This window comes from Stenotrophomonas sp. TWI587 (assembly GCF_039674145.1).
In the GTDB taxonomy this organism is placed as follows: Bacteria; Pseudomonadota; Gammaproteobacteria; order Xanthomonadales; family Xanthomonadaceae; genus Stenotrophomonas; species Stenotrophomonas maltophilia_AY.
Window position 1 is genome coordinate 46,523 of sequence record NZ_JBDJMW010000015.1, and the last position, 24,700, is coordinate 71,222.

The following is a 24,700-nucleotide window of genomic DNA, read 5'->3' on the forward strand; positions in this document are numbered from 1 at the left end:
ATCACGCAGCCTGCGACTGCGCGTCCTTCTGCTGGAGCTTGTAGTAGCCCGCCGAGCGCAGTTCTTCCGGATCGAAGTCGTCCACGGTGATCGTTTCCAGGGTGAGCGTGCGCAGCTCTTCGAGCAGGGTGCGCTCGTCCTGCGTGATCACGCCCTCGGCTACCGCTTCGTCCAGCTGGGTGACGAAGTCCAGCGCTTCGATGCCCTTGGTCTTGAGCGCCTTGATGAACTTGCGCTCCACCGGCTCGGCCATGATCGCCTTGGACAGGTAGCTGTTGATGCGGCCACCCGGGTTGTTCTCGCAGGGGGTCAGGAACACGCCACTGGCCAGACGGTCGCGGGCTTCGTTGGGCGCCATCAGCAGCGCGGCCACGCGGTGGCCCAGGCGGTCGCCCGGGGCTTCGGCACGGCGGCCGAACGGGAAGATCAGCGCCCACATCAGCCAGCCGATCGGACGCACCGGGAAGTTGCGCAGGGCGGCCGACAGCGACTCTTCGATCTTGTGCACGCTGTCATGGAAGGCCCAGGCCAGCAACGGCTGGTCGGCGGTCGGTGCGCCTTCGTCGTGGTAGCGCTTGAGCATGGCGCTGGTCATGTAGATGTGGCTCAGCACATCGCCCAGGCGGCCGGACAGCGATTCCTTGAACTTCAGCTTGCCGCCCAGCGTCATCATCGAGATGTCGGCCATCAGCGCCAGGTTGGCCGAGTAACGGTCCAGCTTGCGGAAGTAGCGGCGGGTGTAGGCATCGCCCGGGGCCGCGCCGAAACGCGCACCGGTCAGGCCGAACCAGAACGAACGCACGGCGTTGGAGATGCCGTAGCGGATGTGGCCGAACAGGCTGCGGTCGAACTCCTGCAGGCCGGCACGGGTGTCCGGATCCTGCGCGGCCTTCATTTCCTTCAGTACCCACGGGTGGCAGAGGATCGCACCCTGGCCGAAGATCAGCAGGCTGCGGGTCATGATGTTGGCGCCTTCGACCGTGATCGCGATCGGCGCGGCCTGCCAGCTGCGGCCGGCGAAGTTGCGCGGCCCCAGGATGATGCCCTTGCCGCCGATCACATCCATCACGTCCGAGATCACTTCACGGCTCATGGTGGTGCAGTGGTACTTGGCGATGGCCGACGGCACCGACGGCACGTCGCCGCGGTCCACCGCCGCCGCCGTGGCCTGGCACAGCGCGCTGATCGCATACGCCTTGCCGCCGATGCGGGCCAGCGCTTCTTCCACGCCCTCGAAGCGGCCGACCGACAGGCCGAACTGCTTGCGGATGCGGGCATAGGCACCGGTCACTACGGCACCGGCCTTGGCACCGCCACTGGCAGTGGAGGGCAGGGTGATCGAGCGGCCCACGGCCAGGCACTCGTTGAGCATGTTCCAGCCCTTGCCGGCCTTCTCGGCGCCGCCGATCAGCTGGGTCAGCGGGATGAAGACATCTTTGCCGCGGATCGGGCCGTTCTGGAAGGTCGAGTTGAGCGGGAAGTGGCGGCGGCCGATTTCCACACCGGCGGTATCACGCGGCAGCAGCGCCAGGGTGATGCCGATGTCGCGGGTGCTGCCGATCAAACCGTCCGGATCGTACATGCGGAACGCCAGGCCGATCAGCGTGGCCACCGGGGCCAGCGTGATGTAGCGCTTGTCGAAGGTGAGCTTGACGCCGAGCACCTGCTCGCCGTTCCACTCGCCCTTGCAGACGATGCCGTAATCGGGAATCGAGGTGGCATCCGAACCGGCGAACGGACCGGTCAGGCCGAAGCAGGGCACTTCACGGCCATCGGCCAGACGCGGCAGGTACTGGTCCTTCTGTTCCTGGGTGCCGTAATGGTTGAGCAGTTCACCCGGGCCCAGCGAGTTGGGCACGCCGACGGTGGAGCTGACCACGCTCGACACCGAGGCCAGCTTCTGGATCACCTTGTGGTGGGCCAGCGCGCTGAAGCCCAGGCCACCGTATTCCTTCGGAATGATCATGCCGAAGAACTTGTTCTTCTTGATGAAGCTCCACAGCTCCGGCGGCAGGTCGGCGTAAACGTGGGTGATTTCCCAGTCGTTGACCATCTTGCACAGCTCTTCCACCGGGCCATCCAGGAAGGCCTGTTCTTCGGCGGTGAGCTGCGGCTTGGGATAGTTGAGCAGGATGTTCCAGTCCGGGTCACCGGTGAACAGCTCGCCTTCGAAACCGACCGAGCCGGTTTCCAGCGCGATGCGCTCGGTCTGCGACAGCGGCGGCAGCACCTTGCGGAACACCTTCATCATCGGTGCGGTCAGCAGCGGCTTGCGGATGAAGGGCAGCAGCAGCGGCACGGCGATCACGGCGACGATGGCCGCGGCCACGATCGTGGCGGTCTGGTTGACGTACGGGATGAACCAGCAGGCGGCCAGCAGCACCAGGCTGATGATCGTCCAGGTGATCAGGCGCATCCGGTGGTAGGCGACGAACGCACCTGCCAGGAGGATCGCGAGGAAGGGAACGACAATGCTCATGAGCGTGCTCCGGTGACGTGCTCGGTAATGGCGGACGATGCGACGGCGGAGGCCGAGGGCAACACGTCCAGATAGTCCAACACAGTAGCGGTAAAGGCGTTGTTGTCATCACCGGCGACCATGTGCGTGGCCTCCGGCAGCTGCACGTGACGTGCGTGTGGCACCAACGCGAGGAACTCGGCCACCGTCTGCGGGGTGACGAGGGTACTGCGGCCACCGCTGACCAGCAGCAATGGGCATTTCACCTGGCGCGCCGCGTCGGCAAGCGCGTCCTGGTGTTGTTCGCTGTCACGCGCCAGTTCGGCGACCAGGCGCGGGTCCCAATGCCAGCGCCAGCGGCCGTGGCCGTCCTCGCGCAGCAATGCGCGCAGGGACTCTTCAGACTTGCGCGGGCGGTGCGGCAGGTAGGAGGAGATCACGTCGGCGGCCTGGGACAGCGACGCGAAGCCCTCCGGGTGCGCGGTCATGAACATCAGGATTTTTTCGACACCGGCGGTATCCCAGCGTGGGGTGATGTCCACCAGCACCATCGCCGAAAACAGACCCGGCCAGCGCGACTCGGCGAGCAGGCCGAACAGACCGCCCATCGAGGCGGCGATCAGGATCGGCGGCTGCGGCTGTTCACCGGCCAGCACGATCAGATCATCGGCGAACTGTTCGCCGTGGTAGGCAAGGTCGGCCGGATTCCAGTCCGAATCGCCGTGGCCGCGCGCATCGTAGGCCAGGGTCTGGTAGCCGGCGTCGACCAGCGCGTTCGCGGTGGCGTTCCAAGCATGCCGGGTCTGGCCGAAGCCGTGGGCGAACAGGACGGTGCCGCGGCGCCCCGGCCCCGAACGGGTGGCGCCGAGCACGGCGTCATGCGCGCCAGTCAGTCGCTCATCGTCAAAGCGGGGCAGGGTAGAGGAAGGAGTGACCATACTCGCTAGTATGGACCTGCCCTGTGCGATGTCAATACTTCGGAGTATGGTGGGTCCATCCCTTGTGCCAGCAGGCGCGAAGCGCCCTTCGAGTGATTCACATACTGCAACCAACCCCGGCGTATGGTTAAATCCACCTATGAATGAACCCGAAGCTTCCGCCGGCGAGCCACGTGCCGGCCGCAACAGCCGCCTCAGTGCCGAAGACTGGGCCCAGGCCGCACTGGATCTGATTGCCGAACAAGGCGTGGGCGCGGTCGCGGTGGAGCCGCTGGCGCGTCGACTCGGTGTCACCAAGGGCAGCTTCTATTGGCACTTCCCCTCGCGCGATGCGTTGCTGCAGGCCGCACTGGAGCGCTGGGAACTGTTCGAGCAGGAGCAGGTGTTTGGCAGCCTCGCCGACGTCACCGATCCGCGTGTGCGCCTGCGTCAGCTGTTCCAGGTGGTGGCGCATGAAGTGCAGCCGCACATCATCTACAGCGAGCTGCTCAAGGCGCTCGATCACCCGATGGTGCGCCCGGTCATCGACCGCGTTTCGCATCGTCGACTGGAATACCTGGTCGCCTCGTTCCGCCAGGCCGGCCTGAGCCGTACCGACGCGCAGCATCGTGCACGCCTGGCCTATGCCGCCTATGTCGGCTTCCTGCAGTTGTCGCTGCAGCTGCAGCAGCCCAAGCAGGCGCGCGAGGACTTCGAAGCGTATGTGGAGCATGTGATCGAGACGTTGATCCCGATCGGGTGAAGTCCGTGCTGCACGCATGACCGCTGCACGCACAAAAAAGGCCTGCCCCGATCGGGGCAGGCCTTTGCGTATCAGCGGTGGTGCATCTTCTTACTTCTGGCTCTGACCGATCCGCTGTTGTGCGCGGACGGTGTCGTCCTGCGCGCGGAGCTTCAGGCGGGCGCGCTCGGCGACAGTGAGGCAGTTGTTCTGCGGCAGGTTGCTGCCGATGGTCTTCTCGCGGCGGCACACCAGGCGGCTGTCCGCGGCGGCCTGCGTGAGGATCGTATTGATCTGCGACTGGTCGTTCATGACCGCAACGCGGTCGTTTTCGTGCAGGCGAGAGACATCGTCGGCCGTGCCGAGCTTGGCCTGGATGCGGTTGAGCGCCGCCACCACCGAGCTCTTCTGTTCCAGCGAAATTTCACGATATTTGTCGCTCTCAAGATCGGCCATGACCGTCTTGCGCTGTTCGGCGAACGACCGATTGAGATCGATCACGCTCTTGCCCTGCGCCCACGCGGCGCCGGAAACGGCGAACGCAAGCAGCAGGCCGGTCAACATCCTTTTATTCATGGGGCTCATCCTCGGTCCTGGAAGGAAAAAAGGATGGCCCGGCGAACCGGGCCATCCTCAAGCGGTTGCTACTACCTCAGACCCATCAGAAGCGCTGGGTGTACTGCATGTACATGTAACGACCCGGGATGTCGTACTGCGGGTCGAACGAGTTGGCGAACGCATCCAGCGTGACCGGCGGGTCCTTGGCGAAGATGTTGTTGGCACCGACGCGCACGGTCGCATTCCACGGCAGGTTGTAGCTCAGCTGCAGATCGTGGTACGTGATCGATTCCAGCGTGCCTTCGCTCACATCTTCGGTCAGGCCCGAACGGTAGCGGATCATCCAGCTGGCGCTGAAATCACCGTAGGTCCAGTCGGTGGTCAGGTTGCCACGCAGACGCCAGTACGGATCGGACTCGAAGTACTTGCCGTTCAGCGCTTCCCAATCGTCCTGCGTCGAATCGCGCGAGCGGTTCTTGGTGACGTAGGTCGAATCCAGGGTGAAGCCGAAAGTGCCGACGCTGGTGTCTGCCAGGCGGTACTTGACGGTCAGGTCGTAACCTTCCAGTTCCTGGAAACCGGCGTTGATCGGGCCGATGAACATGCCGGTGACGAGACCGGTCGCATCACGGGTGATCAGGTCGCAGTAGCTGGAGATGTTGTCAACGTAGCACTTGTCCAGGATCGTGTTGGCCGCGAAGCTGCTGATGCGGTTTTCCAGCTCGATGGACCACCAGTCCAGCGAGATGTTCAGGCCGGTCGCCCAGGACGGGCTGTACACCACGCCCAGCGTCTTGCTGGTGGCGGTTTCCGGGGTCAGATCCGGGTTGCCGCCAAGGGTGAACGGATAGATGGTCTGGCCACCGTTGACGCCGCCGCCGCTGTTGTAATCGGCCACGAAGCCAGCCGGGACGCCGCGGGCGCCGCAGTTGGCCAGCACGGCAGCGTTGCCGGCAAAGCGACCATTGGCCGAGCAGGGATCGGAGTAGGTGGCGAAGGTGTCGGAGTCACCGCGGTACAGGTTGGTGATCGACGGTGCACGGAAGCCTTCGGCCCAGTTACCGCGGACCAGCACTTCGTCCAGCGGCTTCCACTTGAAGCCGAACTTGCTGTTCAGCGTGTTGCCGAAGTTGCTGTAGTCCGAGTAACGGGTCGCAGCATTCAGTTCCAGCAGCTGGGCACCCGGCAGGTCCTTCAGCAGCGGGATCGCCACTTCGATGTACGCGTCATCCAGCGAGTACTCGCCGGAGGTCGCGGTGAAGGAGTTGCCCGAGGTCAGGCCGTTGGCGATGAAGGCGTCCGGCGAGGAGTAGCCGCTTTCCTTGCGGTGTTCGAAACCAGCGGCGAAGCTCAGCCAGCCAGCCGGCAGTTCGAACAGTTCACCGGACAGGTTCGCGGTGACGCTCTCATTGCGGTACTGGTAGGTGTTGTGCGCGGTGAACAGGATGTAGTCCAGCATCTCCTGGCTCACGCCACCGGCCGGCGACAGCGGGTTGAACGGGGTGCAGCCGCTGATGATGTCGCCGCCCGGGCCGTCAACGCAGACCACGCGGCCGCCACGCACTTCGGACGCGCCGAGTGCAGCTTCCAGCGACAGCAGGTTGGCGTCGCCGACCTGGGTCTCCACTTCGTTGGTCTTGTTGAACGCGTAACCGGCGTCCCAGTTGAACTGGCGGCCGGCGAACTCGAAGAAGCCATCCAGGCCCAGATAGACGTGGCTGGTCTTGGTGTTCTGGTCGTACAGACGCGACGCTTCGGTCAGACGGTGGGTCCAGCTGACATCGCGCCCATCACCGCCGTAAGCAGCGTTGTAGGGGTTGTAGTAGCTGTCGCCGCTCAGGCTCAGGCCGGTGTTGATGGTGCTCAGCGGGAAGCCGGCCAGCTGCTGGGCCGAGCGACGCTCGTTGTACAGCGCATCCATCTTGAAGGTGATGTTGTCCGACAGGTTGTAGCTGCCCTGCGCGAACAGAGCACTACGCTTCTGCGGGGTCGCCAGGTAGTTGTCCTTGGCGAAGTTGTAGTTGAAGTCGCTGGTGTACGGAATGTACTGGTTCAGCGCGTAGTACGGATCGCTGGCCAGACCGCTCGCGATGGCGCCCGGGCGAAGGGCCAGATTGCCGCCTGCAGCTGCAGAGGCGTTGATCTTGCCGTTGGCCGAGTAGCTGCTGTACGTGGCGCTGCCGCGGCCGAATTCCGGCACGGCCGAGATGGCGCGGTCACCGGCGGAGACGGCGTCTTCTTCAACGCGCGACACGCTGATGACCAGGTTGCCGCGATCGCTGCTGGTGCCGACGGTGGCGTCGAACGAGGTGCGCTGACCGTCGCCCTGGCCGTATTGGCCGACGTAGGCGTTGACTTCCGCACCTTCGTAATCGCCGCGGGTGATCAGGTTGACCACGCCGGCGATGGCGTCGGAACCGTAGACCGACGAGGCGCCGTCCTTCAGCACTTCAACGCGTTCGATGATGGAGGCCGGGATGGTGTTCAGATCCACCGAACCGGAGGTGTTGGACACCCAACGGCGGCCGTTCACCAGCACCAGGGTGCGTTCCGAACCCAGGTTACGCAGGCTGATGGTGGACGAGCCGTCACCGCCGTTGTTGAAGTTGGTGTTCAGACCGGCACCGTTGGCCGAGATGCGCTGGAGCACATCGGCGACCGAGGTCAGACCCTGCTTTTCGATCGCAGCGCGGTCCATGATGAAGACCGGCTGGGAGTTCTCGACGTCCACGGAGCGGATGCGGGAACCGGTGACCTCGATGCGATCGAGGTTGGTCGGCGATGCCGACTCCTGGGCGACAGCGGTGGTGGCAGTGCCTGCCGTCGCGACCAGCGCGATCACCACTGCATCACGCAGCTTGTTGTGCTTGAAATTCATTGCTCTCTCTCTCTCCAAGTGGGCTTGGGTACGACACGAAGTTGGCTTCTGCGGGGCGGAGACGAAAGGCGTCTCCAAGTCGCGAAGCTGACTCGATAGTAACCACGTATTCGGAGAAATTAAAGACCCGTTAATACTTCATGTGATTCAGGTGAAATTCGGCAAAGTCCTTGTGCCACAAGGCGTTTGAGGTGTCATCCGCTCTCTTGCCCTATCGAAGCCGTCTGAGATGTGATGACTTTTGGCACATTTTTTATGTCGATTTGTATCGATTTCGCCTGAATGGGCAGCCACGGGACCCCGCGCGCGACCGGGTCGCGAATTTCTGAAGCGTCGCGATTGTCCCGTCAGCGGGTGTTTCGGCACGCCTTATGCTAGGAGTCGTTACGCAGGTGGCGGTAATAGGGGGGGGCACGGTGAACACGCGCACGGCAACGCCGCCGCAGACCCGGCTGCGGTGAATCAATACAGGTAGGGGGAGGGATCGTCCGTTCGCCAGTGCAGACCGCTGCCGGCCCGTAAGCGAGGGTTTAAAGATCCTGCTCGTAACGGACGTAGGGCACGGTGCCTTCGTCGGTGCTCTCATTGCGCGGAGCGAACGGATTCTTGCCGCGGGTCACGACGTTCTCGGCGCCTACGGTGAGCTGACCGCTCCAGGGCGTGCGCCAGGTCAAGCCGACGCCCAGGCCTTCCCACTTGCCGGGCTGCCCCGGTACGTCGACCACGCGGCCGATGATGTTGCCGCTGAAATTGCCGTAGCCGGCACCGATGGTGAGGCTCTTGCTGTCCCAGCGATCGACGATGGCCGGCGAGGCGTCCGCGATCGGGACCAGACGCGCCTTGGCATAGGTGCCGCCGATCGATACGAAGCCTTCGCGGCCGATGTTCTTCTGCCCGAAGACGGTCAGATCGTTCTGCTCGGCACGCAGCGACGGCGATTTGTTCGGGCCTGCCAGCCAGGCTGGCAGGGTGTCACGGCCGCTGCCGGCGGTGATGCCCACGCGCCCACCGGGACGGTTGAAGGCGGCCGTGCCGCTGACCCGACGGCTGAGCGTGTTGTCTTCTTCATCGCCCAGGGTGGCCAGCATGCAATGACTGGCCAACCCGCTGATGCTGGTGCCGCGGCTGCTGTTGCACAGCAGGCCGAGCGAATCACCGGACGACAGCCCGAAGGCCGCATCCAGTGAACTGCGCCCGAAGTGCCAGCGGGCACCGACGGCCTGTTCACCGGTCGGCTCCAGATACAGCAGCGCTTCCACCTTGCCGCTGCCCTTGTTCCAGACCGGCAGTACCGTGCCGTCCTGCTTGCCCTTGGCCTGCGCATGCGCGCCCGAGACCGCGCCAAGGGCGATCATCAGGGCCAGCGGTAGACGCAGAAGGGGATGCATGGGAACTCTCAGACAAGCGCGGTGATGACAAGTTCCCGCAGAAGCGGGACATTGATCGTAGGGCGTTTATGATTTCTTAACAAGTCTTGGTTCTCCCCAGAACAAAACTCGTACAAAAATTACTGAAGCCGTTCAGGTGCCGGCGAGGATACATCCATCTCGCGGAACAGTATGTCGAATTCCGTCAACGGAAAGTGATACTCCTGCCCGCAGAATTCGCAGCGCACCTCGACCGCGCCGGTCGGCTCGGCGGCCGCCCGCGCTTCGTCTTCGCCCAGCGACTGCAGCATGCCCTGGACGCGCTCGCGCGAACACGAGCACGCAAAGCGCAGCGCCTTGTCGCCCAGCAGCTCCGGGTGCTCCTCATGGAACAGGCGATGCAGCAGGTCATGACCGGGCACGTCCAGCAGTTCCTGCTTGCCCAGGGTCTCGAACAGCGCGCTGGCACGCGACCAGCCATCCTGGTCGCCTTCATCGCCCGGCAGCTTCTGCAGCAACAGGCCTGCAGCGCGGGTGCCATCGGCAGCCAGCAGCAGTCGGGTCGGCAGCTGCTCGGACTGGCGGAAGTAGTCTTCGAAGGCCTCGTCCAGGCCAGCGGCACTCAGCCCGACCAGGCTCTGGTAACGCTGTGGTTCGCGCGGGTCCAGGCCGGGGTTCTCGATGGTGATCGCCAGCAGCGCATCGTCACCCAGCGCGGTCAGATCGCGCGGGGCATCGCCACCGCCATCAGCCAGCTGGACGATGCCGCGCAGGGTGCCGGCTGCCGTGCACTCGGCGAACAGGGTGCGCAGCGCGGTGTTGCTGCGCAGCTGGATGGACAGACGGCCATCGACCTTGGTGTGGCCGGTGAACAGCGCCGAGGCAACGCTCGCTTCGCCGAGCAGTTCGGCTGCCCCCGGCGGGTAGGCGGCGTGGGACAGGATCTCCTGCCAGGTCGCATCGAGGTGCACGTGCACGCCGCGGACGCCGGCATCGGGGAGCAGGAAACGGGCAAGGGTGTCGGTCTGGGCGGTCATCGGTTCGGTGGCTGCGCGAAAGGAGTGCCGGTTGCCGGATAATGCGCCGACAACCGTGCAAGTAAAGGATGCACCAGTAATGGGGGCAGAGCGCAGCAACCTCAAGGTCGAGCCGGACCTGGAACCGTCACCGCCGCGCCGCTGGCGCTGGAAACGCCTGATGTGGCTGCCGGTGCTGTTCGTCGGCATCAGCGTGCTGCAGGTACTGGCCCTGCGCTTCATCGACCCGCCCGTGTCCAGCGTGATGGTGTGGCGCTACGGCGAGGCCCTGGGGCAGGGCGACTGGGGCTATCGTCTGCATTACCAGTGGCGTGACCTGGACCAGATGGCACCGAGTCTGCCCATTTCGCTGGTGGCCGCCGAGGACCAGCGCTTCCCGGACCACAATGGCTTCGACCTGCAGGCGATCGAAAAGGCACGCGATCACAACGCGCGCGGTGGCCGCCTGCGCGGGGCCAGCACGATCAGCCAGCAGGTCGCCAAGAACCTGTTCCTGTGGCAGGGCCGCAGCTGGATCCGGAAGGGGCTGGAAGTCTGGTACACCGTGCTGATCGAAGCGCTATGGCCCAAGTCGCGGATCCTGGAGATGTACGCCAACATCGCCGAGTTCGGGGACGGCATCTATGGCGCGCAGGCGGCGTCACGGCAGTACTGGAACAAGGACGCCTCGCGGCTGAGCCCGGCCGAAAGCGCCCGGTTGGCCGCGGTGCTGCCATCGCCGCGCCGCTACAACGCCGCCAAGCCGGGGCCCTATGTCCAGCGCCGTGCGGCGTGGATCCAGCGGCAGGCGCGCCAGCTGGGCGGGGGCGCATACCTCGATCAGGACTGAGCATTCATGTACGTGATTGGCTGACGCTACAATCGCGGCATGAACGCCCAACGCCTGACCGTCGTGGTTGCTGCCCACAATGAAGCCTTGGCTCTGCCGATGCTGCATTCACGTCTGCGCACGGTGCTCGACAGCCTGGACGGTCTCGATGCGCGGGTGCTGTACGTGGACGATGGCAGTGCCGACACGACGTGGGACGTGATGCAGGGGTTGGCGGACGCGGACGCCCGTGTCGGCGTGCTGCGGCTGTCGCGCAACTTCGGCAAGGAGGCGGCGCTGACCGCCGGGCTGGATTTTGTCGACAACGGCGCGGTGATGATTCTCGACGCCGATGGACAGGACCCGCCCGAACTGATTCCGGAGTTTGTCGCGCTCTGGCAGCAGGGCTATGACAACGTGTACGGCACGCGCCTGAAACGCGATGGCGAGAGCTGGTTCAAACGGTCCACCGCGAAGGCGTTCTATCGGGTGATAGGTCGGTTGTCCAACACGCCGATTCCCGCCGATACCGGGGATTTCCGTCTGCTTTCCCCGCGTGCGCTGCAGGCTCTCGGCCAGCTGCGTGAACGTCACCGGTTCATGAAAGGGCTGTTCGGTTGGGTGGGCTTCCGCCGCAAGGCGCTGCCCTATCATCGCCACGCGCGGCTGGTGGGCGAGAGCAAGTTCAGCGTCTGGCGGCTGTGGAATTTCGCGCTGGAAGGCATCACCGGATTTTCGACCGCGCCGCTGCGTGCGACCACCTACCTGGGCTTGGCCGCCGCGAGCTTCGCGTTCCTGTTCGCGCTGGTGGTCGTGCTCAAGGCCGCCCTGTACGGCGACCGTGTCGCGGGCTGGCCGACCATGATGGCGGTGATCCTGTTCCTGGGCGGCATACAGCTGATCGCACTGGGGCTGATCGGTGAATACCTGGGCCGGCTGTATGAAGAATCCAAACAGCGCCCGCTGTACCTGATTGACACCTGGCAGCCGCCGTTCGTGGCAGACTCGGCCGTGCATCCCATCGGTGGAGAGCAGCGAGATGACCACGGTACGACAGCTGTTGGAAGGCAAGTCCCCTGAGGTATTCGCCGTAGCGCCGACGTCGGCGGTGATCGACGCCATCCGGCTGATGGCCGAAAAAGGCATCGGTGCGGTCCTGGTGATGGAGGGTCGGCAACTGGTCGGCATCCTCTCCGAGCGCGATTACGCGCGCAAGATCGTCCTGCATGAGCGCTCGTCACGCACCACCGAGGTGCGCGAGATCATGACCCCCAAGGTAGTAACGGTGGCGCCCGGCGAGCAGGTGGAACACTGCCTGCAACTGGTCACCGATTACCGCATCCGGCATCTGCCGGTGGTCGACGGCACGGGCGTGCTCGGCGTCATCTCGATCGGCGATCTGGTGAAATCGGTGATCGACGAACAGGCGCAGAAACTCGATCAGCTGCAGCAGTACATCGTCGCCGGTTGAGCAGTGGTCGATGGTGCCCGGATGCCGGCCACCGGACGGCATCCGGCCCTGACCGGGGTTACTTACTTGGCGTAACGGCCACCGCAGTTGCTGTCCTCGCCCGGGCCGGTTTCGATCGTGGCCAGCAGGGCTGCCGGCGGCGCGATGCTGCCCAGCGCGAGCGCGATCGCCCCGCGGATGCCCAGCGCCTTGAAGTCCGGGCGGAACGAAGGATCTTTGAAGGTGCCGCCAATGCGCAGCGGCGAGCGCAGCGCCAGGATGCTCATGTCTTTCGGGCGCGGCCGCAGCAGCAGGTCCAGCTGTTCCTGCTTCAGATCCACCTTGCCCTCGCCAAGGATGAGCGTGTCGGTGGTATCGAACGCGAGCGAGCGCGACTGCATCACGCCGTTGTCCACCGCGAAATCGCCCCACGCACAGCGCAGCGGAATCTGCTTGTCGCCAGTGAACAGGAACTTCACCGACTCGGCCACATCCAGCCCGGCCAGTTCCATGATCAGATTTCCGACATGGCCGCGCCCGATGCCGACTGCCACGGTGCCATCGGAACTGCCCAGCATGGCGGCGATGGAATTGCCCTGGCCAGTGAGTTTGACCTCGCCACTGATGCCGCCGGAGGCCTGCTCGGCCAGCTTCGCATCCGGGAACAATCTGCCCAGCTGCACCTTGCGGATGGTCGCCTGCAGCTGCGTGGAGATTGCCTGCCTGCGCGCGTCCATCCGGATCGTGCTGCGGATATCGCCACCGGCCACACCGAAGTTCAGCGGCTCCAACCGCAGCAGGCCATCATTGAGCTTGAGGTGGGCATCCATGTCATCGAGCGGTAGCGTCGGCGAATTGATCCGCTGCGCTTTCCAGCGCACATCGGCATCCATCGCCCGCAGCTTGGACAGATCGTATGGCGTCTCCGGCAGCACCTTGGCACTGGCCGCCAATGCAGCGGCCTTCGCCTTCTGGTCGGCATTGGCCGATTCCCCGGCACCGGTCTTTGGCGGCGCACCGATGAACCCGGCCAGATCATCGAAGTCCAACCGTTTGGACACCAGATCCGCCTTCAGGAACGGCCGTTCACCGCTTACATCGATCTGCGCGGTGCCACCCAAGTCGCTGTCACCGGCCGTACCGGTGAAATTCTCATAGCGCCAGATCGCATTGTCGCGCTTGAGCCGCCCCTTGAGCCTGTAAGGCGGCGTGGAGGGCATGGCCACCCCGATCAGCGGATACAGATCCTCCATGTCCTGCCCACTCAACATCAGTTCCAGATCGAACACGCGCAGCTGGAACGGATTGGTCAACGTGCCACTGGCGATCGCATGCGTACTGCCGGCCCGCCCATCCAGGTGGATCCGGAACGGATGACCGGTATTGGTCAGCTCCAACGGCGACTCGGTATTGCCCTCCAGCGAGAACGGATTGCCCTGCCAGCGACCCTTGCCCTTCACCAGCAGCGGCGGACCACTGTCTTTGTCGCGTGGCTTGCCACTGTCGAGCGATACCAGCACATCCGTCTTCCCCGCCGCATCGCGGAACTGCAGCCGCCCATCATCGACCAGCAACCGTTGCAGCACGGGCGGATCGCCGTCGCTCGGCCCGAGGAAATCCCAATTGCCCGGTTGATCTTTGCCCGGCGCCGTCTCCAGCAACACATCCGGGCGGATCAACCGGATCTCTGGAATACGTACCTGCCCGCGCAGCAACGGCCATACCCGCAGATCGATCTCCGCACGATCGGCCGTGGCCATCTGCGGCTGCTTGGCCCACGTCGCATTGGCAAACGTCAGCCCATCACCGCGCACCGTCGTCACCCGGCCCAGATCGACATCCAGATCCCCATGGATATGGAACTCACGACCGGTCTTGGCCTGCACCGCCCGCTCCACCGGCCCCTTGAACCAGTTCCAATCCCACAACGCAATCAGGACCAGCAGCGCAGCGAACAGAAACACCAGGATTGCCAACCACCGCTGCCCCCGCTTGCCAGGACGACGCCAGCGCCAGCGCGAACGGGAAGACACATCGGACGGAGCAGGGGACGGGACAGTGTTCACCTCCCCATGGTTGACCCTGCATCGTGCAGGCAGCGCGAAGCATTGGTAAGGGTACTGTCAGGGTGAGGCGTGTCGCTCCTCGGCGTCGCCGCTGGCGACGACGATGCCAGGCACAGCGCGTCGGCCATGCTTGGCACCCGGTCCAACCAGGGTTTTGACCTTCTCAGGCCACCCGCCAGCCGTGAGCGCGGCGGCGCGGGTGGGTTGGCGGGACCATGAGCGCCATGGATGGCGCGACATGAGCCCCCAGGGATGGGTTCACGGCGTGTCCCGCCAACCCACCCGTGCCGACCCCGCCTGGCGCATCCCTGAAGCCCGAGCCGCTCTTGCTCTCGCTGTTGCTAGCGCTCCCGCTCCCGCTGGTCCAGGTGGCGTCGCCCTTGCCTGGCAGAACACAGCACTCAGAGAATCTGCGCCGTCACCGCAACGAAGTGACACACACTCCCGCCGATCACGAACAGATGCCAGATCGCATGCGAATACGGCACCGACTCCCGGTGATAGAACACCGTCCCCAACGTATAGAACACACCGCCGGCCAACAGCCAGCCCAGCGTCCACGCATCCAGCGAATGCCACATCGGCTTGATCGCCACCATCACCATCCAGCCCATCGCGATATAGATGATCGTCGACAACAGCTTGAACCGGCCCGTATAGAACAGCTTGAACACCACGCCGAACAGCGCCAGCGCCCAGATCGCCGTGAACATCCCCCAGCCCCACGGACCGCCGCGCAGCCCGATCAGCGTGAACGGCGTATACGTGCCGGCGATCAACAGATAGATCGCGCAGTGATCGAATACCTTCAGCCGGCCCTTTGCGACCGGATGCTGGATCGCGTGATACAGCGTGGAGGCCGTATACAACAGCAACAACGCCACCCCGAACACGATCGCGCTGGCCAGCTGCCAGCCGTCGCCATAGATGGCGGCCAGGGTGATGAGCACCGCACTGCCAGCCAGTGCGGCAACGGCGCCAAGCCCGTGGGTCAAGGCGCTGGCGATTTCTTCTCGAACGGAAACGACAGAGGTCATGGCGATGATCGGATGTGCGGGGAGGGGGAGGCCGCTCCCCCCTATCATCGCCGCGATGGCCCGCGCATGCACGCGCGCCTGTTCAGCCGACAGATCGGCCGAAGGATCAGCTGACCGACACGCTGTGTGCTGCCTCGCGCGTGGCAGCGAAGCGCACATCCGGCGCGCGTTCCTGCGCCAGCTGCAGATTCACGCGGGTCGGGGCCAGATACACCAGCTGGCCGGCGGCATCGATGCTCAGGTTGCCCGCGTTCTTCTCGCGGAACTCCTCCAGCTTCTTCTCGTTGCTGCAGGTGACCCAGCGCGCCGTGGTCACGCTGACCGGCTCGAAGGTCGCTTCCACGCCGTATTCGTCCTTCAGGCGGTAGGCGGCCACGTCGAACTGCAGCACACCCACCGCGCCCAGGATCAGGTCGTTGCTCATCAGCGGGCGGAAGAACTGCGTCGCGCCCTCTTCGGACAACTGCGCCAGGCCCTTCTGCAGCTGCTTGAGCTTGAGCGGATCGCGCAGGCGGGCGCGGCGGAACAGCTCCGGCGCGAAGTTCGGGATGCCGGTGAAGCTGACGGCTTCGCCTTCGGTGAATGTGTCACCGATGGAGATCGTGCCGTGGTTGTGGATGCCGATCACATCGCCCGGCCACGCCTCGGCGGCGATCTCGCGGTCGCTGGCCATGAAGGTCAGCGCATTGGCCAGTTTCATTTCCTTGCCGGTGCGCACATGGAAGGTCTTCATGCCGGCCACGAAGCGGCCCGAGCACACCCGCATGAACGCCACGCGGTCGCGGTGCTGCGGGTCCATGTTGGCCTGGATCTTGAACACGAAGCCGGTCAGCTTGTTTTCCTGCGGCGCGATGACGCGGCCAGTGGTCGCGCGCGGCTGCGGTGACGGTGCATGCTCGACGAAGAAATCCAGCAGCGGCTGCACGCCGAAGTTGTTCACGCCCGAGCCGAAGAACACCGGCGTCTGCTTGCCGGCGAGGTAGGCCTCCACGTCGAACGGATGGCTGGCGCCCTGCACCAGTTCCAGCTCGTCACGCAGGTCGGCCAGCATGCGCTCGCCGATCTTCTCGGCCAGCCCCGGCGAATCGATCGACGGGAAGATCGTCGAGTCCTGGCGGGTGAAGTTGCGACCCTGCTCGTACAGGTGCACCTCACCGCTGATCAGATGCACCACGCCCTTCAGGCGCTGGCCCATGCCGATCGGCCAGGTGACCGGCGCGCACTGGATGCCGAGCACGCTTTCCACTTCATCCAGCAGATCGATCGGCTCCTTGCCCTCGCGATCAAGCTTGTTGATGAAGGTCATGATCGGGGTGTCGCGCAGGCGGCAGACTTCCATCAGTTTGATGGTGCGCTCTTCCACGCCCTTGGCCACGTCGATCACCATCAGTGCCGAGTCCACCGCGGTGAGCACGCGGTAGGTGTCCTCGCCGAAGTCGGCGTGGCCGGGGGTGTCGAGCAGGTTGACGATCTTGCCTTCGTACGGGAACTGCATCACCGAGGAGGTGACCGAGATCCCGCGCTCCTTTTCCAGCGCCATCCAGTCGGAGGTCGCATGGCGCGCGGCCTTGCGGCCCTTGACCGAACCGGCCATCTGGATCGCACCGCCGAACAGCAGCAGCTTTTCGGTCAGCGTGGTCTTGCCGGCGTCAGGGTGGGAGATGATGGCGAAGGTGCGGCGGCGCGCAGCTTCGGTAGCGACTTCGGACATGGCGTGACGCGCCCGCCCGGGGCGCTTTTCATGGAGATAAGCCGCTCAGTATAGCGGGGGCGGGCGGCCGGGGTCAGTGCAGGGCGGATGGGCCGGCGTCGTCCAGGCTCCGGGCGAAGCGCAGCTCGCCCTGCGGGGTCACGAGGCGCGCCGGGATCGAGCGCAGCCGCATGCCCGCATTGACCTGCACCGCGAAGTGCAGATGCGGCGCGGCGCTGTAGCCGGTATTGCCCGACAGCCCGATGTGCTGCCCCGCCTGCACCTGCTCGCCCGGGCGCACCAGCACGCCCTTGTGCTGCAGATGGGCGTACACCGCCATGCTGCCGTCCTCATGCAGCACCCGCACCAGGTTGGCCCGGGCCAGATCGTGGTCGCGGTCCTGTCCATTGCCCTGATACCCGGCCTGGACCTGCATGACCGTGCCTGCCCGCGCCGCGAGCACGGGGGTGCCCTCGGGCAGGGCGAAGTCGATGGCGTCGCGGTTTTCCGGGTCGCTGTGGCTGAAACGGCCCTGCGGTGCCTGGCTGACTTGGATGCGGGCAGCATCGAACGGCAGTTGGTAAGCAACATCCTGTGGGCGCGCGGCGGGGTCGCCCGGGACGGCAGTCAGATCCAGGCGGATCGCGGTGGACACTGCGAGCGGGTGCAGCCTGGTCATCACCACGCTTGCAGATCCGGCGATCACCGTCTGCATGGGCAAGCCCGGTAGGGGCGGGGTGCCTGCGGCCGGCTGCAGCGCAACCTGGACGGGACCGGCCACGCGGTTGTCCACCCGCGCCTGCCAGCGCTCGCCGGCCCCTTCCACGGTCAGCACGGCCAAGACCGGCACATCCGTGGCGAGGCCGTCGTGGGCTGCCGTAGCGGGCGCTGGGCGGTCGAGCTGCCAGCCCGTCCGCCAGTTCACACCGGGGCCGGCCCAGGCGTTCAGCACCGGGACCAGTAGCAGGATCACGACGGGGAGACGTAGGCAGCGCAAGGCGTCGGCCGGGCAGGGAGGACGCTGGAGTATGCGCGACTGATGATCATCTGGAATATATATCGCTTCATGCCGATGAAGGGATTGACACAAGCCGGAAGCACTGGCATCGTGGCTCCACCATCGAGACCGGCAGAGGGACAGGCCCTTTGAAGCCGGGGCAGCCCGCAGACGCGAAAGCGACCTGCGTAGGTGCCAAATCCTGCGGAGACCGTTGGTGTCTTCCGAAAGATGGTTCGAACCGTGCACCGTGCGTGCGCTTCGAACGCGAGCTCCGCGAAAGCTCGATGGCCGTTTTCCTACTTTGGATACCGCCATGCGCTTCGCCACCGCCGCCCCTGTCGCCACCGACTCCTTCGCCCCGCTCAGCGTCCCCGTCGACGCTGGGCTGAACGCCGTTCGCGGCGATATCGCGGCGGTGCTGTCGATGCGTCACGGTGGGCCGCGACCGGTGCGCCTGCGCTACGAAATCGTCGGCCGCGCCAATGCGCCGGTGGTCGTGCTGGCCGGCGGCATCTCCGCGCACCGGCACGTGGCGGCCAATGCCGAGTTCCCCGAAAAGGGCTGGGCTGAAGGCCTGGTCGCCGCAGGCCGCGCGCTGGATCCGGCCTCGCTGCGCATCCTGGCCTTCGATTTCATCGGTGCCGACGGTGCGCTCGACCTGCCGATCGATACCGCCGACCAGGCCGATGCCCTGGCCGTGCTGCTGGATCATCTCGGCATCGCCCGCCTGCAGTGCTTCGTCGGGTACTCCTACGGCGCGCTGGTCGGCCAGCAGTTTGCGATCCGCCACCGCGAGCGCGTGCAGAAGCTGATCGCGGTGAGCGGTGCGCATCGGCCGCACCCGTATGCCGCGGCCTGGCGCGCGCTGCAGCGCCGTGCGGTCGCGCTGGGTCAGTTGCAGTGCGCCGAAAGCCACGGGCTGTCGCTGGCGCGCCAGTTCGCCATGCTCAGCTACCGCACACCAGAAGAGTTCGGTGAGCGCTTCGATGCCGCGCCGGAAGTGGTCAACGGCCGCGTGCGCGTTGCCGCCGAAGACTATCTGGATGCCGCCGGTGCGCAGTATGTCGCCCGCACGCCGGTCGATGCCTATCTGCGTCTGTCCGAATCCATCGACCTGCACCGCATCGACCCGGCCGCCATCCAGGTGCCCACCGTCGTGGTCGCCGTGGAAGGTGATCGCCTGGTCCCGCTGGCCGACTGCGTCGGCCTGGTCGAAGGGCTGGGCCCGCGCGGCAGCCTGCGCGTGCTGCGCTCGCCGTATGGCCACGACGCCTTCCTGAAAGAAACCGATCGCATCGACGCGATCCTCGCCACCGCTTTTCGATCCCCCGGAGAATCCGCATGAGCCGTTCCGCTGGTACCGAGCCGTCCTGTAGCCGCGTCACCGCCGCCGTGCGTGCAGGCATCGACCGTGACACCGCCCACGGTGCGGTGACTCCGCCGATCGTGCTGTCCTCCAACTTCAGCTTCGATGGCTTCGGCAACAAGCGCCAGTACGACTACACCCGCAGCGGCAACCCGACCCGCGATCTGCTGGGTGAGGCGCTGGCCGAACTGGAAGGCGGCGCCGGTGGCGTGATCACCTCCACCGGCATGGGCGCGATCAACCTGGTGCTCAACGCGCTGCTGCAGCCGGGCGATACGCTGGTGGTGCCGCACGATGCGTACGGCGGCAGCTGGCGCCTGTTCAACGCGCTGGCCAAGAAGGGGCACTTCGGCCTGATCACCGCCGACCTGACCGACCCGCGTTCGCTGGCCGACGCGCTGGCGCAGTCGCCCACCCTGGTGCTGATCGAAACCCCGTCCAACCCGCTGCTGCGCATCACCGACCTGCGCTTCGTCATCGAGGCCGCGCACAAGGCCGGTGCCAAGGTGGTCGTGGACAACACCTTCCTGTCGCCTGCCCTGCAGCAGCCGATCAGCTTCGGTGCCGATGTGGTGCTGCATTCGACCACCAAGTACATCAACGGCCACAGCGACGTGGTCGGCGGTGCGGTGATCGCGCGCGATCCGGCGGTGCACGAGCAGCTGGTGTGGTGGGCCAACGCGCTGGGCCTGACCGGCTCGCCGTTCGATGCCTTCCTGACATTGCGTGGCCTGCGTACGCTGGGTGCACGCCTGCGTGCGCACCAGGAGAACACCGCCGCCGTGGTCGAGCTGCTGGCCGCCAGCGATGCGGTCGCCAGCGTGTATTACCCGGGCCTGGCCGATCACCCCGGTCACGCGATCGCCGCGCGTCAGCAGAGCGGCTTCGGCGCGATGCTGTCCTTCGAACTGGCCTCGTGCCCGGGCGATGATCCGCATGCGGCGGTGCGCGCCTTCGTGGATGGTCTGCGCTGTTTCACCCTGGCCGAATCGCTGGGCGGCGTGGAAAGCCTGATCGCGCATCCGGCGACCATGACCCACGCGGCGATGACCCCCGAAGCGCGTGCGTGCGCCGGGATCAGTGAGGGCTTGTTGCGGCTGTCGGTCGGCATCGAGTCGCCGGAAGACCTGGTGGCCGATCTGCAGGCCGGGCTGGAACGCGCCCAGGTCGTGATCGATCAGCACCACGACGTGCAGCGCCGTAAACAGGTGGATGCATGAGCGCCGTGCTGAACCTTCCGCTGGCAGCACAGCGTCGTCTGGCGCTGCTTGGCACCGGTACGGTCGGCACCGCCTTCGTGCAGCGCTATGCCTCGCTGCAGGATCGCGGCGTGACGTTGCCGTCGTTCTCCTGGTTGGCCAATTCGCGCACGGCGCGTGCCTGCGAACAGACCCCCGCGCAGGAACTTGCCCAGGCCAACCTGGCCGCACGCGGCGCGGTGGCACTGCAGCCCTGGGCGGAGGCCGAAGGCCTGCAGCGTGGCGATGTGGTGGTCGATGCGACTGCCAGTGACGAGGTCGCCAACTGGCACGAACAGTGGTTGGCGCGGGGCGTGCACGTGGTCACCGCCAACAAGCTCGGGCAGGGCGCGCAGCTGGCCCGTGCCCAAGCCATCGCCGAGAGCGGGCAGCAGGGCGGCGCGCGCTACGGCGACAGTGCCACCGTGGGCGCAGGGTTGCCGTTGTTGAGCAGCCTGCGCGCGCTGGTCGCCGGCGGCGACCGCATCCATCGCGTGGAGGGCGTGCTGTCCGGTTCGCTGGCGTGGCTGTTCCATCATTACGATGGCCAGCGTCCGTTTTCGGCGTGGGTGCGTGACGCAGCCGATGCCGGCTACACCGAGCCGGACCCGCGCGTGGATCTGTCCGGCGAGGATGTCCGTCGCAAGCTGTTGATCCTGGCGCGCGCCAGCGGCATTGCGTTGCGTGCCGAGCAGGTGCAGGTTGCCTCACTGGTGCCGGATGCACTTGCTGGGCTGTCCCCGGCGGATGCGTTGGCGCAGCTGACGCTGCTGGATGCACCGCTGCAGCAGTATTGGCAGCAGGCCAACGACCAAGGTGGGTGCCTGCGCTTCGTCGGTGGCTTCGATCACGACGGTGCCTCGGTGGGGCTGCGTGTCCTGCCGTGCGACCATCCGCTGGCCGGTGGGGCGCAGACCGACAACCGCGTCGCGATCCACAGCGATCGATATCACGCCCAGCCGCTGCTGATCCAGGGGCCGGGTGCCGGGGCGGACGTCACTGCCGCGGCCTTGCTGGACGACGTGCTGGCGATCGTGCGGCGCTGATTGCCGCGCGATCCCACCCAGGCACACGGTAGCGCCAGGGGCTGGCTGCATCGGCGGACAATGGTGAGGACGGCGGCTGCCACGCATGGCGTGGCACTACCGGGGTGGTGGGCAGGTCAGTCGTGTTGTGAGATTGCCTTCAGCAGTGCCGCATTGAATCGCGCAGGGTCCTGCACCTGCGGCGAGTGGCCCAGATCCTCGAAGCTCACCAGCGTGGCGCCGGGAATCGCCGCGGCCGCCGCTTTGCCCAGCGCAGGGTAGTTGCCCAGTGTCGCCTTGAGCGCCGGCGGCGCCAGGTCACGGCCGATCGCCGTGCGGTCGGTCTGGCCGATGAACAACGTGGTCGGCACCGTCAGCCTGGGCAGCTCATGGACCACCGGCTGGTTGAACACCATGTCCGAGGTCAGCGCCTGGCTCCACGCCACCGCCTGCTTGCCGGGGCCGTCGTACATGCGCGACTGCATGCGCACCCACTGCTCGTACTCGGGCTTCCACTGGCCGTTGTAATAGACGTCGAGCTGGTACTTCTTGATGCTGTCGAAGCTGGTCTTCAGCTCGCCCGCATACCAAGCGTCGATGCTGCGCCATGGCACGCCCTTGGCCTTCCAGTCTTCCAGTCCGATCGGGTTGACCAGCGAGAGACTGAGGGTGCGCTGCGGGTACATCAGCGCGAAGCGGGCCGCGAGCATGCCTCCCATCGAATGGCCGACGATGTGCAGCTTGCCTTCGCCGTAGCCCAGATGCTCCAGCAGCGCTTCGGTATTGGCAGCGAGCTGGCCGAACGAGTACTGGTAGCGCTCGGGCTTGCTCGATTTGCAGAAGCCGATCTGATCCGGCGCGATCACCCGGTAACTGGCCGCACTCAATGCCGCGATGGTGTCCTTCCAGGTGGCCGCACAGAAATTCTTGCCATGCAGCAGCACGACCGTCCCGGCGAAGCCTTTGCCACCGGCGGGCACGTCGATATAGGCCATCTCCAGCGGCTGGCGCTGGGACTCGAACCGGAAGATCTTCACGGGGTACGGATAGTCGAAGCCTTCCAGCCGCGGGCCGTAAGTCTCAGCGGCGAGGGTGGTCAGCGGCAGGCAGGCAAGCAGGGCGGCGGCCAGGATGCGCATGGCAGTCTCCATGGGGGGAAGTCCCGACTGTACCGGAGCGGCCGTGCAGGCGTACCGGCGATGCCACCGGGAGCAGCCGACCAGCGGTCGGCTCTACCGCCGGGGACGGCCGATCAGCACTCGATGACGTTGACCGCCAGCCCGCCGCGGCTGGTTTCCTTGTACTTGTCCTGCATGTCGCGGCCGGTGTCGCGCATGGTCTTGATGACCTTGTCCAGCGAGACCTTGTGCTTGCCGTCGCCACGCATGGCCATGCGTGAGGCATTGATCGCCTTGACCGCGCCCATCGCATTGCGCTCGATGCAGGGAATCTGCACCAGCCCGCCGATCGGGTCGCAGGTCAGGCCGAGGTTGTGTTCCATGCCGATTTCAGCGGCGTTCTCGATCTGGCTCGGGTTGCCGCCGAGTGCGGCGACCAGGCCGCCGGCCGCCATCGAGCAGGCCACGCCCACTTCGCCCTGGCAGCCCACTTCGGCGCCGGAGATGGAGGCATTTTCCTTGTACAGGATGCCGATCGCCGCGGAGGTCAGCAGGAAATCGAACACGCGCTGTTCGTTGGCGCCGGGGCAGAAGCGGTCGAAGTAATGCAGCACCGCTGGCAGTACGCCGGCTGCGCCGTTGGTCGGTGCGGTCACCACGCGGCCACCGGCGGCGTTTTCTTCGTTCACGGCCAGCGCGTACAGGTTGACCCAGTCCAGCGTGGTCAGCGGGTCGCGCATCGCCGCTTCCGGCTTGGAGGAGAGTTCGCGGTACAGCGCCGGGGCGCGGCGCGAGACATGCAGGCCGCCGGGCAGGGTGCCTTCCTGACGGATGCCGCGCTCCACGCAGGCCTGCATGGCGCTCCAGATCTCGCGCAGGTTGTCGCGGATCTCCTCTTCGGTGCGCCAGCACTTCTCGTTTTCGAACATCATCTGGGCGATGCTCAGGCCGCTGCGTGCGGTCTGCGCGAGCAGCTCGTCGCCGCTCTTGAAGGGGTAGGGCAGCGGGGTTTCATCGGGCACGATGCGGTCATCGGCCGCGTCATCCTGGTTGACCACGAAACCGCCGCCGACGGAGTAGTAATCGCGCGTGGCGATCACCTGCTCGTCCGCACCGTAAGCCGTGAAGCGCATGCCGTTGGTGTGGTACGGCAGCTTCTGGCGCTTGTTCAGGCCCAGGTCGCGCTTCTCGTCGAAGGCGATCTCGTGCTGCCCCATCAGGCGGATGCGCTTGCTGCTGCGGATCCGCTCGAGCGTTTCGGGGATGATGTCCGGATCGATCAGGTTCGGGCGCTGGCCTTCCAGACCGAGCAGCACCGCCTTGTCGGTGCCATGGCCACGGCCGGTCAGGGCCAGCGAGCCGTAGACGTCGGCGCGGATGCGTACCACGTCCTGCAGATGGCCCGGGTCGAGCAGCCAGCGGTGCACGAAACGTTCGGCAGCCTTCATCGGTCCCACGGTGTGCGAAGAACTCGGGCCAATGCCGATCTTGAAAACGTCGAACGTGCTGACAGCCATGATTGCCAAACTGCGGGTATCGGATGGAGCGCTATTCTATGCTGTCGCAGGCGCCAGCCTTGAGTGCGGCGCAACATTTCCCAAGGCGGGTGGGCCGGTGTTTACCTTGTACCAGCGTGATGACTGCCATTTGTGCGACCAGGCCCTGGCGGTGCTGGCCCAGGCCCGGGTGGCCGATCTGGACAGTGTGTTCATCGATGACGACATCGCGCTGGAGGCCCGTTACGGGCTGCGGGTGCCGGTGCTGCGTGATGCGCAGGGGCGGGAACTGGACTGGCCGTTCGATGTGGCGGCGGTAGAGACCTGGATCGGCTGACACCCAGCGCCGCTTGGCGGTGCTGGATGCGGTAGTGGGGGGCGGCGGGCCGGCCCCCCGACCCCAAGACCAACGAATACAGGAGTGAAACCATGGGGGGGGTGGGCGGGAG

Annotated in this window: 20 protein-coding genes and 1 riboswitch; of the genes, 8 read left to right on the top strand and 12 right to left on the bottom strand. The window is 65.7% G+C overall.

Going from position 1 to position 24,700, the window contains the following annotated elements:
• Window position 1: 1 nt before the first annotated feature.
• Window positions 2–2,479 carry an acyl-CoA dehydrogenase gene (locus ABE464_RS18185; RefSeq protein ID WP_346473070.1) on the bottom strand — a complete coding sequence of 826 codons (2,478 nt, stop codon included), beginning with the start codon at window positions 2,477–2,479 and terminating at the stop codon, window positions 2–4.
• A complete protein-coding gene (locus ABE464_RS18190) occupies window positions 2,476–3,396 on the bottom strand; it encodes an alpha/beta hydrolase (protein WP_346473071.1) in 921 nt (306 codons plus the stop codon). Before ABE464_RS18190 ends, ABE464_RS18185 begins: the two co-directional genes overlap by 4 nt.
• Before the next feature lie 139 nt (window positions 3,397–3,535).
• Here ABE464_RS18190 and ABE464_RS18195 point away from each other — a divergent pair, with 139 nt between their 5' ends.
• Window positions 3,536–4,138: a TetR/AcrR family transcriptional regulator gene (locus ABE464_RS18195; protein WP_123730448.1), complete on the top strand. Its 603-nt coding sequence runs from the start codon at window positions 3,536–3,538 to the stop codon at window positions 4,136–4,138.
• Window positions 4,139–4,228: 90 nt separating this feature from the next.
• Here ABE464_RS18195 and ABE464_RS18200 read toward each other — a convergent pair whose 3' ends face one another.
• The 4 genes from ABE464_RS18200 to ABE464_RS18215 all read right to left on the bottom strand — a co-directional run bounded on the left by ABE464_RS18200 (window position 4,229) and on the right by ABE464_RS18215 (window position 9,957).
• Window positions 4,229–4,681 carry a hypothetical protein gene (locus ABE464_RS18200; protein ID WP_346473072.1) on the bottom strand — a complete coding sequence of 151 codons (453 nt, stop codon included), beginning with the start codon at window positions 4,679–4,681 and terminating at the stop codon, window positions 4,229–4,231.
• Window positions 4,682–4,778: 97 nt separating this feature from the next.
• Window positions 4,779–7,553, bottom strand: a complete 2,775-nt coding sequence (locus tag ABE464_RS18205) for a TonB-dependent receptor (protein WP_346473073.1) — start codon at window positions 7,551–7,553, stop codon at window positions 4,779–4,781.
• A gap of 530 nt (window positions 7,554–8,083) precedes the next feature.
• Window positions 8,084–8,908, bottom strand: a complete 825-nt coding sequence (locus tag ABE464_RS18210) for a hypothetical protein (RefSeq protein WP_346473085.1) — start codon at window positions 8,906–8,908, stop codon at window positions 8,084–8,086.
• 152 nt (window positions 8,909–9,060) lie between these two features.
• Window positions 9,061–9,957 carry an Hsp33 family molecular chaperone HslO gene (locus ABE464_RS18215; RefSeq protein WP_346473074.1) on the bottom strand — a complete coding sequence of 299 codons (897 nt, stop codon included), beginning with the start codon at window positions 9,955–9,957 and terminating at the stop codon, window positions 9,061–9,063.
• A 79-nt stretch (window positions 9,958–10,036) separates the two neighbouring features.
• On the opposite strand from ABE464_RS18215, the gene mtgA reads away from it, so the two are divergent.
• From mtgA to ABE464_RS18230, 3 genes are read left to right on the top strand one after another with little or no spacing between them, the layout of a single operon-like run.
• Window positions 10,037–10,786: a monofunctional biosynthetic peptidoglycan transglycosylase gene (gene mtgA / locus ABE464_RS18220; protein ID WP_346473075.1), complete on the top strand. Its 750-nt coding sequence runs from the start codon at window positions 10,037–10,039 to the stop codon at window positions 10,784–10,786.
• Window positions 10,787–10,825: 39 nt separating this feature from the next.
• Complete coding sequence (locus ABE464_RS18225) at window positions 10,826–11,845, top strand: glycosyltransferase family 2 protein (RefSeq protein WP_346473076.1); 1,020 nt, start codon at window positions 10,826–10,828, stop codon at window positions 11,843–11,845.
• Window positions 11,805–12,236, top strand: a complete 432-nt coding sequence (locus ABE464_RS18230; RefSeq protein ID WP_123730455.1) for a CBS domain-containing protein — start codon at window positions 11,805–11,807, stop codon at window positions 12,234–12,236. The genes ABE464_RS18225 and ABE464_RS18230 overlap by 41 nt, the downstream gene beginning before the upstream one ends.
• A 62-nt stretch (window positions 12,237–12,298) precedes the next feature.
• Here ABE464_RS18230 and ABE464_RS18235 read toward each other — a convergent pair whose 3' ends face one another.
• The 4 genes from ABE464_RS18235 to ABE464_RS18250 all read right to left on the bottom strand — a co-directional run bounded on the left by ABE464_RS18235 (window position 12,299) and on the right by ABE464_RS18250 (window position 17,981).
• Window positions 12,299–14,281 (bottom strand): AsmA family protein, encoded by a 1,983-nt coding sequence (locus ABE464_RS18235; protein WP_346473077.1) that lies wholly within the window; start codon window positions 14,279–14,281, stop codon window positions 12,299–12,301.
• Window positions 14,282–14,682: 401 nt separating this feature from the next.
• Window positions 14,683–15,324: a hemolysin III family protein gene (locus ABE464_RS18240; RefSeq protein WP_172407499.1), complete on the bottom strand. Its 642-nt coding sequence runs from the start codon at window positions 15,322–15,324 to the stop codon at window positions 14,683–14,685.
• Between the two features lie 100 nt (window positions 15,325–15,424).
• The gene (locus ABE464_RS18245; protein WP_123730457.1) at window positions 15,425–17,029 is read right to left on the bottom strand and encodes a peptide chain release factor 3; all 1,605 of its coding nucleotides are present in this window, start codon (window positions 17,027–17,029) and stop codon (window positions 15,425–15,427) included.
• A 73-nt stretch (window positions 17,030–17,102) separates the two neighbouring features.
• Entirely contained in the window at window positions 17,103–17,981 is an 879-nt protein-coding gene (locus ABE464_RS18250; protein WP_346473078.1) for a M23 family metallopeptidase, read from the bottom strand.
• Window positions 17,982–18,122: 141 nt separating this feature from the next.
• Window positions 18,123–18,243: riboswitch (SAM riboswitch) on the top strand.
• A 78-nt stretch (window positions 18,244–18,321) separates the two neighbouring features.
• Between ABE464_RS18250 and ABE464_RS18255 the strand changes: the two genes are divergently transcribed.
• The 3 genes from ABE464_RS18255 to ABE464_RS18265 are packed head-to-tail and all read left to right on the top strand — an operon-like array spanning window position 18,322 to window position 21,658.
• Complete coding sequence (locus ABE464_RS18255; RefSeq protein WP_346473079.1) at window positions 18,322–19,353, top strand: homoserine O-succinyltransferase; 1,032 nt, start codon at window positions 18,322–18,324, stop codon at window positions 19,351–19,353.
• Entirely contained in the window at window positions 19,350–20,594 is a 1,245-nt protein-coding gene (locus tag ABE464_RS18260; RefSeq protein WP_346473080.1) for an O-succinylhomoserine (thiol)-lyase, read from the top strand. Before ABE464_RS18255 ends, ABE464_RS18260 begins: the two co-directional genes overlap by 4 nt.
• A complete protein-coding gene (locus tag ABE464_RS18265; RefSeq protein ID WP_346473081.1) occupies window positions 20,591–21,658 on the top strand; it encodes a homoserine dehydrogenase in 1,068 nt (355 codons plus the stop codon). The genes ABE464_RS18260 and ABE464_RS18265 overlap by 4 nt, the downstream gene beginning before the upstream one ends.
• A gap of 116 nt (window positions 21,659–21,774) precedes the next feature.
• Here ABE464_RS18265 and ABE464_RS18270 read toward each other — a convergent pair whose 3' ends face one another.
• On the bottom strand, window positions 21,775–22,776 hold the full coding sequence (locus ABE464_RS18270; protein ID WP_346473082.1) for an alpha/beta hydrolase: 1,002 nt from the start codon (window positions 22,774–22,776) through the stop codon (window positions 21,775–21,777).
• Between the two features lie 113 nt (window positions 22,777–22,889).
• Window positions 22,890–24,272 (bottom strand): L-serine ammonia-lyase, encoded by a 1,383-nt coding sequence (locus ABE464_RS18275; RefSeq protein ID WP_346473083.1) that lies wholly within the window; start codon window positions 24,270–24,272, stop codon window positions 22,890–22,892.
• Between the two features lie 97 nt (window positions 24,273–24,369).
• Between ABE464_RS18275 and ABE464_RS18280 the strand changes: the two genes are divergently transcribed.
• On the top strand, window positions 24,370–24,588 hold the full coding sequence (locus ABE464_RS18280; RefSeq protein WP_346473084.1) for a glutaredoxin family protein: 219 nt from the start codon (window positions 24,370–24,372) through the stop codon (window positions 24,586–24,588).
• The last annotated feature ends 112 nt before the right edge of the window (window positions 24,589–24,700 follow it).